The sequence below is a fragment of the Fulverythrobacter ferritrahens genome (assembly GCF_020539485.1).
Lineage (GTDB): Bacteria > Pseudomonadota > Alphaproteobacteria > Sphingomonadales > Sphingomonadaceae > Andeanibacterium > Andeanibacterium ferritrahens.
Genome location: NZ_JACDXU010000003.1, coordinates 207331 through 220281 on the forward strand (window position 1 = coordinate 207331; position 12951 = coordinate 220281).

The 12951-nt window shown below is 63.0% G+C and carries 9 protein-coding genes; 5 read left to right on the forward strand and 4 right to left on the reverse strand.

The window, feature by feature from the left end; all coding sequences use genetic code 11:
- Positions 1-13: 13 nt before the first annotated feature.
- Entirely contained in the window at positions 14-1207 is a 1194-nt protein-coding gene (gene nhaA, locus H0274_RS13115; protein WP_226795944.1) for a Na+/H+ antiporter NhaA, read from the reverse strand.
- A 124-nt stretch (positions 1208-1331) separates the two neighbouring features.
- Here nhaA and H0274_RS13120 point away from each other — a divergent pair, with 124 nt between their 5' ends.
- The 5 genes from H0274_RS13120 to H0274_RS13140 all read left to right on the forward strand — a co-directional run bounded on the left by H0274_RS13120 (position 1332) and on the right by H0274_RS13140 (position 7539).
- On the forward strand, positions 1332-2732 hold the full coding sequence (locus H0274_RS13120) for a glycosyl transferase family protein (protein ID WP_226795945.1): 1401 nt from the start codon (positions 1332-1334) through the stop codon (positions 2730-2732).
- 437 nt (positions 2733-3169) lie between these two features.
- On the forward strand, positions 3170-3955 hold the full coding sequence (locus H0274_RS13125) for a hypothetical protein (protein WP_226795946.1): 786 nt from the start codon (positions 3170-3172) through the stop codon (positions 3953-3955).
- Positions 3956-4052: 97 nt separating this feature from the next.
- Positions 4053-4967, forward strand: coding sequence for a sulfite exporter TauE/SafE family protein (locus H0274_RS13130; protein WP_226795947.1), 915 nt, complete (start codon positions 4053-4055; stop codon positions 4965-4967).
- Positions 4964-5731 carry a TIGR02186 family protein gene (locus H0274_RS13135; RefSeq protein WP_226795948.1) on the forward strand — a complete coding sequence of 256 codons (768 nt, stop codon included), beginning with the start codon at positions 4964-4966 and terminating at the stop codon, positions 5729-5731. The genes H0274_RS13130 and H0274_RS13135 overlap by 4 nt, the downstream gene beginning before the upstream one ends.
- Before the next feature lie 98 nt (positions 5732-5829).
- Positions 5830-7539 carry an ATP-binding protein gene (locus tag H0274_RS13140; RefSeq protein WP_226795949.1) on the forward strand — a complete coding sequence of 570 codons (1710 nt, stop codon included), beginning with the start codon at positions 5830-5832 and terminating at the stop codon, positions 7537-7539.
- A gap of 130 nt (positions 7540-7669) precedes the next feature.
- Here the strand turns inward: H0274_RS13140 and H0274_RS13145 are convergent, their stop codons facing one another.
- The 3 genes from H0274_RS13145 to H0274_RS13155 all read right to left on the reverse strand — a co-directional run bounded on the left by H0274_RS13145 (position 7670) and on the right by H0274_RS13155 (position 12838).
- Positions 7670-9139 (reverse strand): MATE family efflux transporter, encoded by a 1470-nt coding sequence (locus H0274_RS13145; protein WP_461395896.1) that lies wholly within the window; start codon positions 9137-9139, stop codon positions 7670-7672.
- A 38-nt stretch (positions 9140-9177) separates the two neighbouring features.
- Positions 9178-9912, reverse strand: coding sequence for a 7-carboxy-7-deazaguanine synthase QueE (locus H0274_RS13150; RefSeq protein WP_226795951.1), 735 nt, complete (start codon positions 9910-9912; stop codon positions 9178-9180).
- Positions 9913-10018: 106 nt separating this feature from the next.
- Positions 10019-12838 (reverse strand): valine--tRNA ligase, encoded by a 2820-nt coding sequence (locus H0274_RS13155; RefSeq protein WP_226795952.1) that lies wholly within the window; start codon positions 12836-12838, stop codon positions 10019-10021.
- Positions 12839-12951: the final 113 nt, after the last annotated feature.

Consider the following 12951-nt stretch of genomic DNA (forward strand, 5'->3'; position numbering starts at 1 on the left):
TCCGCCCGCCGGGTTACGCGGCTGCGGGGGATCCCTTTGTGGAGAGCCGCAGCACCGCGTAACCCAGCAGGGCTGAGACCAGCGATCCGGCCAGAATGCCGATTTTGGCCTCCTCGATCAGCAGGCGATTGGTGGGGAAGGCCAGTTCAGCGATGAAAAGGCTCATCGTAAAACCAATCCCGCACAGCACTGAAGTGCCCCAAATCTGAGCCCAGCCTGCATTTTCCGGCCGTTTGGCTATTCCCAGCTTGTCGGCTGTCAGGATGCAGGAGAAAATGCCCAGCTGCTTGCCCAGAACCAGCCCTGCTCCAACAGCCAGCGGCAGAGGCGCAAAGGCCTCTTCCAGCCCCAGCCCGGCCAGCGCAACGCCGGCATTGGCGAAGCCGAACAGCGGCACCACCAGATAGGCGTTCCAGCCCACCAGAGCGTGTTCCATGGTTTCCAGCATGGTCGATCCCCCTCGCTCGCGCATGGGGATGGCGAGTGCCGCCACGACACCGGCAATGGTTGCATGAATGCCGGAATTGAGCACGCAAAACCACAGCACCAGCGCCCCCAGGATATAGGGCGTCATCATGCTGACGCGCGCCCGGTTCAGCGCCAGCAAGCCGCCGAAGACCAGCAGCGAAGCGATCAGCCAGGCGAATTTGAGATTGGCGGTGTAGAATATCGCGATGACCAGTACGGCGCCGATATCGTCCACGATGGCCACGGTCAGCAGAAACAGGCGCAGCGATGCCGGCACCCGGCTGCCGAGCAGGCCGATCACCCCCATGGCAAAGGCGATGTCGGTCGCCGCGGGGATCGCCCAGCCATTGGCCAGCCGGGGATCGCCGCCGGCAATCAGCAGATAGACCGCCGCCGGCACGGCCATTCCCGCAACGGCCGCCATCACCGGGAGGCGGCGCTGGCGGGCATCCGCGAGGTTCCCGGCCACGATTTCGCGCTTCACTTCCAGCCCGACTACGAAGAAGAACACGGCCATCAATGCGTCGTTGATCCACAGGTGAACCGTGTTCAGCTTGGCGATCGGCGTCCAGGCCAGCGGATCGTGGAAGAACCCCTCGTAGACATCGGCGAGCGGGGAATTGGCCACGATAATCGCCAGGGCAGCAATCGCGATCAGCAATATTCCCTCGAAGGCGTCGCTGACGAACAGTGCACGCAAGGGTCGAACGGCGACACGGATAAGCGATGGCTGTTGCATGGGCTCACCATTTCCGATGGGGGCAAGAGATGCAAGTAAATGCGGTATTTTGGATGTTTCTCGCGTTGCGCATGCGCGGAGTGGCCATTAGCCTAAGAAATAAGGGGAATCGGGGGTCGCATTAGTGGAATTCGGGGCATCTGCGCTGCTCGATTGGCTGGCTCTGGCAGAGCATGAGCTGCTGCTTTTTGCAGGATGTTTTTTCCTGCTTGGCGCGCTTGATGAATTCGGCATCGATATCGCCTGGGGGTGGCTGAAACTGACCGGCCGGGCTCAAACCGGGCGGATCGATCGGGCCGTTGAGGTCGCCCGGCCGCTAAAGGGCAGGGCCGCCGTCCTGATCCCGGCCTGGCGGGAAGCAGATGTGATCGGGGCGACCGTGGCCCATGCCTTGTCCGTTTGGCCGCAGCAGGAACTGACTATCTACGTCGGCTGCTATCGCAATGATCCGGCCACGATGGAAGCTGTGATGAAGTCGGCCCGGGGCGATGCCCGTGTGCGGCTGGTTGTGCATGATCGCGATGGCCCCACCACGAAGGCCGATTGTCTGAATCGGCTTTATCTGGCGATGTGCGATGACGAGCGGCGACGGGGGGAAGCCTGCCGGATGGTGCTGCTCCACGATGCGGAGGATATGGTCGATCCTGCGGCATTGGGGGTGTTGGACGGCGCGCTCGACAGCGCGGACTTCATCCAGCTCCCGGTCAGGCCGGAGCCTCAGGGCGGATCGCGCTGGGTTGCGGGCCATTATCTCGATGAATTCGCCGAAGCCCACGCCAAAGCCATGGTGGTGCGCGATGCACTTGCTGCGGGCCTTCCTGCGGCAGGGGTCGGCTGTGCTTTCGCGCGCCCGATACTGGGGCGGCTGACTGCCGCCCGGCCGGACAGTGACGGGCCTTTCTCGGTCGATAGCCTGACTGAGGATTATGAACTGGGCATCCGTATCAAGGCCGCTGGCGGCAAGTCGCGCTTTTTGCGCCTTCGCGGAGATGACGGCGAACTGGTGGCTACCCGCGCCTGTTTTCCCGCTCAGCTCAACGCCGCGATCCGGCAGAAGACCCGCTGGGTTCACGGAATTGCCTTTCAGGGGTGGGACCGCTTGGGATGGCATCCTCATCCCGTCGAATTGTGGATGCGGATGCGGGACCGGCGGGGGCCGCTTACCGCGCTTGTGCTGGCGATCGCCTATCTCCTGCTCGCCATCGCGGCGGTGCTGTGGGTAGCCGAAGAGCTCGGCTTCGGTCGCTATCTGGTCGGCGATGGGCTGGTGGCATCCCTGGTGGCGATCAACTTTGCGAGCTTTGTCTGGCGCGCGGCGATGCGCTTCGCGTTCACGACACGCGAATATGGTATGGGGGAGGGTATCCGAGCCATTGCGCGCATACCGGTGGCGAATGTGATCGCGATCATGGCCGGGCGGCGGGCTTTGTTCGCATATATCGCCAGCCTCGCTGGAGTAGCGCCTCATTGGGACAAGACTCATCATGACGCCCATCCGGCCATGAAGAGAGGGGCGACAGTATGAATAATTACAGGCCACCACGCGGCCGGCCGATAATGATGCTGTTGCTCGTGCTTGGAGGCTGGATTGGCCTGCGCGGGGCATATGGGGAAATACCAATGTCGCATGCGGCGCAGGGCTTTGCCGGGGCGGGTGCCGGAACGGCAGGTCAACCGCCCCTGGCCGGGCACAGGCAGCAACTTCAGCAGGTCCAGCAAGTCCAGCAGGTACCGGCTGTGGTCTATGTCCTTGCAGAACCCGATCCGGGACTGATTGAGCAGATCATCATGCGGATGGGATTTCGGCCGGGCGCGGTCTGGCAACAGCAAGCTGCTCCGGGCGCGATGCGGAGCTCAGGGATGCCTGGCTCAGCGATGTGGGGCTCAGCGATGTGGGGCTCAGCGATGTGGGGCTCAGCGATGCCCGGCTCAGCGATGGGTGGGTCCGTCCAGCAAGGCGCGATGTCTTCAACCGGGATTCTGCCATGGAGCTATTCGCTGGCCCCCGGGGCACCCCATACGGAGGCAAACATTGCGCAGGCAACGCCGCAAGCCGCTCCGTTCCAGCCAGCAGTTCAGGCCGCGCAGGCGAAGCCCTTGCGCCGGTGGTCCGTAGATGGCTGGGCGTTGCTGCGTCAGGATACCACTACGGCGCTCGCGTCGGGGCGGAATAGCTATGGGGCCAGCCAGGCAGGCGTGGTGGTGCGCTATCGCGTAATGCCGAAGAGCGGGCATCGCCCCGAAATCTATGGGCGGATCAGTCAGGCCATGGCTGGCGCGCAGGAGGTTGAGGGGGCGCTTGGCGTTTCCGCGCGTCCGCTGGCGGATGTGCCCGTGACTCTGGCCGCCGAAGGCCGGGTCTCCCGGGTAAACGGGCGCACCTCCATCCGGCCGGCGGCCTATGCGGTAACGCAATTGCCCCCTGTCCAGCTTCCTTTGGGAGTTCGTGCAGAAGCCTATGCACAGGCTGGCTATGTCTGGGGCGATTACTCGAGCGCCTTTGTCGATGGACAGGTCCGGGCGGAGCGTCCGGTGGTCCGGATCGGCACTATGGATGTGCACGCCGGGGCGGGCGTCTGGGGTGGAGCGCAGAAAGGGGCGGGGCGTCTGGATGTCGGGCCCGCCGCGTCCGTCTATATGCCGCTGGGTAAGCTCAATTCGCGCGTGTCGGTGGACTGGCGCATGCGGGTTGCGGGGCAGGCCGAGCCTTCTGATGGGGCGGCCATTACGGTTTCAACGGGATTTTAGGTGTGCCTGGTGATCTGCGCCCGCTCTTCCACCTGATTTTGGCGGAATTTCGGGCACAGCGCCTTTAATCCGCCGCAACGCTGCGTTACGCGGTGATATGGATGTCTATCTCCCCATCGCCAATCTGGCGGTCAATGGTCTGGTGATCATTGGCCTGGGTGCGCTGACGGGCATTCTCTCTGGTATTTTTGGCGTGGGCGGCGGGTTTCTGACCACTCCGTTGCTGATCTTCTATGGAGTGCCGCCCACCGTCGCGGCAGCCAGTGCGGCGAGCCAGGTGACGGGCGCCAGCGTTTCCGGCGTGCTTGCCCATACCCGCCGCGGCGGGGTTGATTATCGTATCGGCGCTGTCCTTGTGGCAGGCGGCATTATCGGCACCGGCATCGGTGCGGTGCTGTTCCGTATCCTTGAGGCGATTGGCCAGATCGATACGGTGATCAACATCCTGTATGTCCTCTTGCTGGGCACTATCGGCGCGCTGATGATGCGCGAAAGCATCCAGACGATCCGCGCCATGCGCAGCGGCAATGCCCCGCCAGCACGCAAGCGGCGCCATCACCCGCTGGTCGCCAGCCTGCCGTTGCGCTGGCGCTTCTATCGCTCCGGCCTTTACATATCACCGCTGGCACCCCTGATCCTGGGTATACTGACCGGGATCATGACCATGCTGATGGGCGTGGGTGGCGGGTTCATCCTGGTCCCGGCGATGCTCTACATCCTCGGGATGAGTGCCAATGTCGTGGTGGGAACATCGCTGTTCCAGATCCTGTTCGTCACCATGGTCACCACCATGATGCATGCGCTGACCACCAAGGCGGTGGACATCGTGCTGGCGGGGATGCTGCTGATCGGCTCGGTCACCGGGGCTCAATTGGGGGTAAAGTTCGCGCAGAAGGCCAAGCCGGTCTATCTGCGCTTCGCTCTCGCCGCCATCGTCCTTGCCATTGCGCTGCGCATGGCTTTCGGCCTGGGATACCGGCCGGACGAGATTTACACGGTAGTCCCGCTATGAATGGGCGCGCTGCATCCGCTCTGCTGGCGCTGCTGGCCTTTTTCGCATTGTCGGGCCAGCGAGACCCGATCCTTGTGCCGGAGGTGTCCCAGCACGAGATTCAGGTGCGGCAGGGCTTCACCGGCACGGAATTGTTGCTCTTCGGCGCGATCCTCGATCCCAGCGGCATCCGCGCGGGCCGCGACTACGATATCGTTGTGGTGCTGAAGGGCCCCACCCAGTCCATCCGCCTGCGTGAGAAGCAGAAGATCGCGGGCATGTGGGTGAACGTAGACAGCAGCGATTTCCGTTCCGCGCCGTCATTCTTCGCTGTTGCCAGTTCCCGACCGATCAAGGACATCGTGGATGAGCGGACAGCCGCGATCTATGAACTAGGGCTCGGCTGGCTGCAATTGTCGCCCATTGGCGCGATCGATCCGGAAGAACAGGCGCGTTTTGCCGCCGGCCTGGTGGATTTGCGCACGCGTGAAGGGCTCTACAAGCAGGATGACAAGGGCGTCTCGGTGAGCGAGCAGGTGCTCTATCAGGCACGTATTGCGCTGCCTTCCAGCGTGCAGACCGGCACTTATACGGCCGAAACTTTTGCCATCACCCGTGGCCGGGTGGTGGCCTCTGCCGTTTCGCGCGTGGAAGTGCGCAAGGAGGGGTTTGAGCGGTTCATAGCGCAATTCTCCGAGGATCAGCCTGTGTTCTATGGCCTGATCGCCTGTGTGCTGTCCGTGCTGATGGGCTGGGTGGCAGGCCGTCTGTTCGCGCTGGTCTGATCCGGGCAGAGGCTGATCCGAGGGGCGGCATTGACGCGATATTAACGTCATTTTCCTATGCGGTGCGGTGAATAGACACACGCAACCGCGGGGGGCGAATGACCGATCTGGACAAGCAGTATTTCAGGCCAGTCCAACCTGCCGGGCAGCCCCACGATGCGGGGCAGGCGTCGCAGCATGCCGCGCCGCTTCCGGCCGGGGAGAATGCCAGCCAGCCCATCGGGGTAGTGCTGGAGATTGCCGGCTCCGGCTCGCAGATCGCGCTCGATCTCGAACGGCTGAATGAATGCGCGGGCGATGCCGATCCTTCCATTGCGCTGGCAGGGCAGGTGGGCAGCCAGGTCAAGATCCGCGTGCCCGGCGGCTGGCTGCTGGCAAGCGTGCGCAACCAGCGGCAGGACCGGCGCGGCCCCAATTCCAGTATCGTCGCCAATATCGACTTTTTGGGCGAGGGCGATGAGGAGCGCCTGACCGGCCGCATCCACAGCTTCCGTCGCGGCGTAACGCGCTATCCCATTCCCGGTGCGCTGATCTATCCCGCGACCAATGCGGATCTGAGGCAGATCTACGCCTCGGATGGCCGCTCGGCCATCCAAGTCGGCACGGTCTATCCTACCAGCGACATTCGCGCAGGCATTTACATCGACGCCATGCTGGGCAAGCACTTCGCTCTGCTGGGCTCCACGGGTACCGGCAAATCGACCAGTGCGGCGCTGATCCTGCACCGCATCTGCGAAGCCGCGCCGCAGGGCCATATCGTGATGATCGACCCGCATGGCGAATATTCGGCCGCGTTCCGCAATACCGGCGTGATCTATGACGTGTCGAACCTGCAGATGCCCTACTGGCTGATGAACTTCGAGGAACATTGCGAAGTCTTCCTGAAGACCACGGGCAATGCGCTGCAGGAGGATGCGGATATTCTGGCCAAGTGCCTGCTGGAGGCGCGCAGCAAGAATCGCCTCGCGGCGAGCATGGGCAAGATCACGGTGGATTCGCCGATCCCCTATCTCCTGTCGGACCTGACCAACATCATCCAGAACGAGATGGGCAAGCTCGACAAGGCGACTTCCTCTGCGCCTTACATGCGGATCAAGACCAAGATCGACGAGCTGAAATCCGATCCGCGTTACCAGTTCATGTTCTCGGGCATGCTGGTGGGTGACACGATGGCGGAATTCATCGCCAAGATCTTCCGCATGCCGCCTTCCGGCAAGCCGATCTCGATCATCGACGTGTCCGGTGTGCCTTCGGACATCACTTCCACCGTGGTGGCGGTGTTGAGCCGCCTGGTGTTCGATTTCGCTATCTGGGGGCGCGAGGAAAAACAGCGGCCGGTCCTGCTGGTATGCGAAGAAGCGCATCGATATGTCCCGAACGAGAAGAATGCCGATGGGTCTTCCGTTGGCCGCATTCTCTCGCGCATAGCCAAGGAAGGCCGCAAATATGGCGTATCGCTGGGCCTGATTACGCAGCGCCCTTCCGACCTTGCCGAAGGCGTGCTCTCCCAATGCGGCACGATCATCTCGATGCGCCTCAATAACGAGCGCGACCAGAGCTTCGTGAAAGCCGCCATGCCTGAAGGCGCGCGCGGTTTCCTCGATTCCATCCCCGCCCTGCGCAACCGCGAATGCATCATCGTGGGGGAGGGCGTTTCGATTCCGATCCGCGTGTCATTCGACAATCTGGAAGATTCACGGCGCCCTGCGTCTGACGATCCCAGCTTCGTGGAGTTGTGGCGCCAGTCGGGCGGCGAGGAAGAGATGGTTCAGCGGGTCGTCCAGCGCTGGCGCTCACAGGGGCGGTGAATTCCACCCCTTCTCGCGCTTCGTGAGATGTCGTCATTGCGAGGACCAAAGGTCCGAAGCAATCCAGAGCTCAGAATAGGGCGCCCTGGATTGCTTCGCTACGCTCGCAATGACGAGGCGTGGCAGAGCATCACACCGATGGCGTGAAGCGGCCTGCGGGCTCTCCTTCGGCCTGCGCCTGTTCCGCAGCCTCGCCCTCTGTTTCGGGCTTCGCCACCTCGCGCCATGAGGAATAGTGGTAGAACCACCAGCCCAGCACCAGCCCGGCAAAGGCCGCGACCGGGAAGCTGAACCAGATCGCGTCTGCGCCCAGCCAGTCATAGGTCAGCCAGTAGAAGCCAAGGCGCACGGGATAGAGTGCGATCGCGATGATGATCAGCGGCACCATCACCGCACCGCCAGCGCGCATGGTGGCGGAATAGACCATCGTCACGCCAAAGAAGATGAAGTTCCACCCGGCCAGCAACTGGATGTGGCGGCCCAGCGGCACGGCGGGACTGTCGGGCCCCAGGAACAGGCCCAAAGCCGGCCGGTCGAACAGCAGCAATATTACGGTGAGGACGCCGGTCATCACGAAGTTCACGATCACGCCCGCGCGCGTCACGCTGTCCAGCCGGTCCCACTTGCCTGCGCCGATGAATTGCGCGGCCATGGCGCTCACCGCGCCGCCAATGGCCATGGCGGGCATCTGGATATAGGTGAACAGCTGCATTGCCGCGCCATAGGCAGCGGTCATCAGCAGGCCTTCCCGATTGACCAACCCTACCACGATAATGCCCGCCGCGCTCATCACCAGCATCTGGGCGCCCATCGGCAGGCCCTTGGTAATGATATAGCCCAGCTCCTCCCGCTGAGGGCGCAGATAGGAAAGCTCGGCCGCGCGCAGGCGCAGGGGCAGATCCTTGGCATAGACATAGATGATCATGCCCAGGAAGGAGATGAAGCTGGCAAGCATGGTAGAGAGTGCTGAGCCGGCAATTCCCAGCGCGGGGATCGGGCCGAAGCCGCCGATCAGCAGCGGGTTGAACACGGCATCGATCGCCACGGTCACGCCCATGAAGATCAACGGCGTGCGGGCATCGCCCGTGCCGCGCAGCCCCATGGTCAGGATGATGGACACCATCATGAACGGCATGGAGAGGAAGATGATCCGCAGATAGGTCAGCGCCAGCGGATAGGCGCCTTCCGGCGTTTCCAGCACGGTCAGAAGGCCCGGCGCGATGTACCAGCCGAACGCGGCGATGGCGATCATCAGCAGGCTGCAGAAACCCACGGCTGTGCCGAAGGTGCGCCGCGCGCCATCGACATCGCGCGCGCCGAAGCGCTGGCCGATCTTCACCGTGCCCGCCATGCCGAAGCCGAAGGCGGCACTGGAAACCAGGAACATCACGATATTGGCATTGGCCGTGGCGGCCAGTGCTTCTTCCCCCAGCATCCGCCCGACCCAGATCGAATTCACCGTGCCGGACAGCGATTGCAGGATGTTGGCCATCAGCGTGGGGATACTGAACAGAATCAGCGTGCGCAGGATCGGGCCCTGCGTCAGGTCGCCGCGCATCATGCGGCCCGGTGGACCCTTAGGGTGGCCGGTTTCCGCCATTTCGCCGCCCTGCTCCGTGCCCGTTTCCGCTTGAGTTGTCATGTGCCCCTGCTGTCTCCGAACAGCTGGATGTGCAACCTTTTGGACAAAGTCAATTGCTCTCTGATGCAGACATCGGCAAGCCATGCCTCGCGGCGTTCAAGGGTCTGTTGATCGGTTCCTTCGCCCATCACCATGATGCGTTCGCGCGGGATGGCATGGGCCTCCGCCAGCGCCAGCACTTCGGCCACATCTTCCATGGTAGCGACCACGAATTTGAAAGTCGCCTTCGGCTGCGCGACCCAGCCTTCCAGCCGTTCGGGGATCAGCGCCAGCTCGGCCGGGTTTCCGCTATGCGACAGCTTGGGGCTGACATTGTATTGCGCGACGAACGGGTCCAGCGCCTCGGCGGGCTTCATCGTGCCGTTGGTCTCGATCTCCACGATCATGCCGGGCAGATGTTCCAGCATGCGGGCAAGGGCGGGGGCCTGCAACAGCGGTTCGCCCCCGGTGATGACCAGCCGCTTCATTCCCAGGGCGGCGATACGCGCGACCACTTCCTCCTCGGGCAGGGTCAGCTGGTTCTCCGCGCGATCATAGGCGATCCCGTCACGGTGCGGGCGGTTATCGCCGGTGAAGCGCCAGGTATAGGCCGTGTCGCACCACACACAGGCAAGGTTGCAGCGGGACAGGCGCACGAAGGCGCAGGGCTTGCCCATGGAGGGGCCTTCACCCTGGATCGAGGCGAAAATCTCCGGCTCGCCGGGAGTGGTGGTGGCGAGGGTGAGAGTCACTTGGGGCAATTCCCGCGCGTGCCCTTCGACAGGCTCAGGGTGAGCGGAACTTGGGTTTGAAAACAAGTCCGCCCATGCTGAGCCTGTCGAAGCACGCGCGCCAGCATCACCCCAACCGTTCCAAAGCCGCCGCCAGCCTCTCGGCCTCGGAAGCGTGGTGGGCGTGGTCGGCGCGGGCTTTCTCGACTGCTTCGGGCTTGGCCTTTTCGACGAAGGCCGGATTGCCGAGCCGCCCTTCGAGCGACTTGGCTTCCTTGCGCGAAGCTTCCAGCGCCTTGGTCAGGCGGGATTTTTCAGCCTCGATGTCGATGATGCCTTCCAGCGGGATGACGAACACGTCGCCGCCCGCCACGATCTGCATTGCCGCGCCTGCCGGTGCCGCTTCGAAGCGGATGGCCGAGAGGCGCGCCAGCCGGTCGATTGCCGCCGCATTGGCCTCAATCACGCCCTTGCCGAGCGGGCTGGGCGCTTCGAGATAGGCTTCCAGCTTGGCGCCGGGAGCAATGCCCAGCTCGTTCTTGGCCGTGCGGATGTTGGAAGTGAGGGCGATCAGCCACTCCACTTCCGCCTTGGCCGCCGGATCGACCTGTGCATTCGGTTCGGGCCATTTGGCGAGGATCAGTTCGTAAGGCCGCTCGCCCTGCGCGTTCCACAGCTCTTCGGTGATGAAGGGCATGAAGGGGTGCAGCATCACCAGAATCTGGTCGAGCACCCAGCCGGCGACGGATTTGGTTTCCTCGTCGAAGTTGCCCTTGATGAGTTCGATGTACCAGTCGCAGAAAGTGTCCCACACGAAGTGGTAGATGGCATTGGCCGCCGCGTCGAAGCGGAGTTCGGCCATGGCCTTGTCCAGCTCGGCCACGGTTTCGACGACTTCGCCGATGATCCATTTGTTGACCGCGCTGGTGGCAGCAGGCGCTTCGATGGAGGCGGAGGCGCCAATGCCGTTGGCCTGGCAGAAGCGCGTGGCGTTCCACAGCTTGGTGGCGAAGTTGCGGTATCCTTCGACCCGCTTCTCATCCATCTTGATGTCGCGGCCCTGGCTTTCCATCGCCGCCATGAAGAAGCGCAGCGCGTCCGCGCCATATTTGTCGATCAGGCCCAGCGGATCGACCACATTGCCCTTGGACTTGGACATCTTCGCCCCATCCGGTGCGCGCACCAGTCCGTGGAGATAGAGCCGCTTCCACGGCACATCTTCCATGAAATGGATGCCCTGCATCGCCATGCGCGCATCCCAGAAGAACAATATGTCGAAGCCGGAAATCAGCAGATCGTTGGGATAGTGCTTGGCGAGCAGCTCGGTCTCGTCCGGCCAGCCCAGCGTGGCGAAGGGCCACAGGGCGGAGGAGAACCAGGTGTCGAGCACGTCGGAATCGCGGGTCAAAGCGACAGTCGAGCTGGTAATCTGAGTGTTTTCGGTATCTCGGACTTCGCCGACCCAACCGACAACTTCATTCCCTATCTTTTGATAGGCAACATTGAGCAGATCTATCTGCGGATTTTGCAGGCCCTTGCTCTGGTAATGGGCCGTCGCAAGTTGCGTCACCTCTTCTTCAGTCTCGGCGACGAATACTTCACCATCCGGCCCATACCACGCCGGAATCCGGTGGCCCCACCAGAGCTGGCGGGACACGCACCACGGCTGGATGTTCTCCATCCAGTTGAAATAGGTCTTTTCCCAGCTCTTGGGGACGATCTCGATCGCGCCGCTGCGCACCGCTTCCATCGCGGGCTGAGCGAGCGTTGCGGCATCGACATACCATTGGTCGGTCAGCCAGGGCTCGATCACCACGCCGCCACGGTCGCCGAAGGGCGTCTGGATGGTGCGCGGTTCGGCATCGTGCAGAACCTCGTTGCCTTCCTTGTCCTTGGTGACGTGGGGGATGAGGAAGCCCTGCTCCTTCATCCGCTGCACCACCAGCGTGCGCGCGTCGAAGCGGTCCAGCCCGAGGAATTCCTCCGGCACCAGACCGTCCGCCGTCTGCACTACGCAGGCATTTTCATCGAGCATGTTGAGCATGTCGGCGGGAGCGATCCCGGCGCGCTTGCCCACTTCGAAATCGTTGAAATCATGCCCCGGCGTGATCTTCACCGCGCCGCTGCCCAGTTCGGGGTCTGCATGTTCGTCCGCCACAATCCGGAAGCGCCGACCGGTGATCGGCTGGAGGATTTCCTTGCCGATGACGCTCTTATACCGCTCGTCTTCCGCATTCACGGCCACGGCCATATCGGCCAGCATCGTTTCCGGGCGCGTGGTGGCGACTTCGATGTAGTCCTGCCCGTTGTCCAGCTTCACGCCATCGGCCAGCGGATATTTGAAGTGCCAGAAGCCGCCCTGAACCTCGCGGGTTTCCACTTCCAGGTCGGAAATGGCGGTCTTCAGTTTCGGGTCCCAGTTCACCAGCCGCTTGTCGCGGTAGATCAGGCCCTGATTATACAGGTCCACGAACACCTTGAGCACCGCGCGGGTGAAGTGCGGGTCCATGGTGAATTGCTCGCGGCTCCAGTCCATGGAGCAGCCCAGGCGGCGCAACTGGCCGGTGATGGCGCCGCCGCTTTCGGCCTTCCATTCCCACACCTTCTCCACGAAGGCTTCGCGGGTGTAGTTGGTGCGCTTGTCCTGCCGCTGCTCCATCTGGCGTTCGACCACCATCTGCGTGGCGATGCCGGCATGGTCCATGCCGACCACCCACAGCGCATCCTTGCCGCGCAGCCGCTCGTACCGCACGACCACGTCCTGCAGCGTATTGTCCAGCGCATGGCCGATATGCAGGCTGCCCGTTACGTTGGGCGGGGGGTTCACGATGGTGAAGGGTTGCGCGTCGGGCCGCTCGGGTCGGAACAGGCCGTTGCTCTCCCAATGGGAATACCACTTGGCCTCGATTGCGGCCGGGTCGAAAGTCTTGTCCAGAGTGTCGCTCATACTGGCTTGGGCCTTTGCCAGCCGCACTTGTGCGGTGCAATGCCCAATGACTTGCCGCGATGGCTCCGTTCCCCCCGGCGCGCGCTTCGCGCCTTGTCCCGGGCCCATTTTGC

Bases quoted from the DNA above. Each gene is read 5' to 3' on its own strand.
- H0274_RS13140 (WP_226795949.1), top strand. From the start codon at position 5,830: ATGACCGATCTGGACAAGCAGTATTTCAGGCCAGTCCAACCTGCCGGG.
- H0274_RS13145 (WP_461395896.1), bottom strand. From the start codon at position 9,139: ATGGCGGAAACCGGCCACCCTAAGGGTCCACCGGGCCGCATGATGCGC.
- H0274_RS13125 (WP_226795946.1), top strand. From the start codon at position 3,170: ATGTCTTCAACCGGGATTCTGCCATGGAGCTATTCGCTGGCCCCCGGG.
- H0274_RS13135 (WP_226795948.1), top strand. From the start codon at position 4,964: ATGAATGGGCGCGCTGCATCCGCTCTGCTGGCGCTGCTGGCCTTTTTC.
- nhaA (WP_226795944.1), bottom strand. From the start codon at position 1,207: ATGCAACAGCCATCGCTTATCCGTGTCGCCGTTCGACCCTTGCGTGCA.
- H0274_RS13130 (WP_226795947.1), top strand. From the start codon at position 4,053: ATGGATGTCTATCTCCCCATCGCCAATCTGGCGGTCAATGGTCTGGTG.
- H0274_RS13155 (WP_226795952.1), bottom strand. From the start codon at position 12,838: ATGAGCGACACTCTGGACAAGACTTTCGACCCGGCCGCAATCGAGGCC.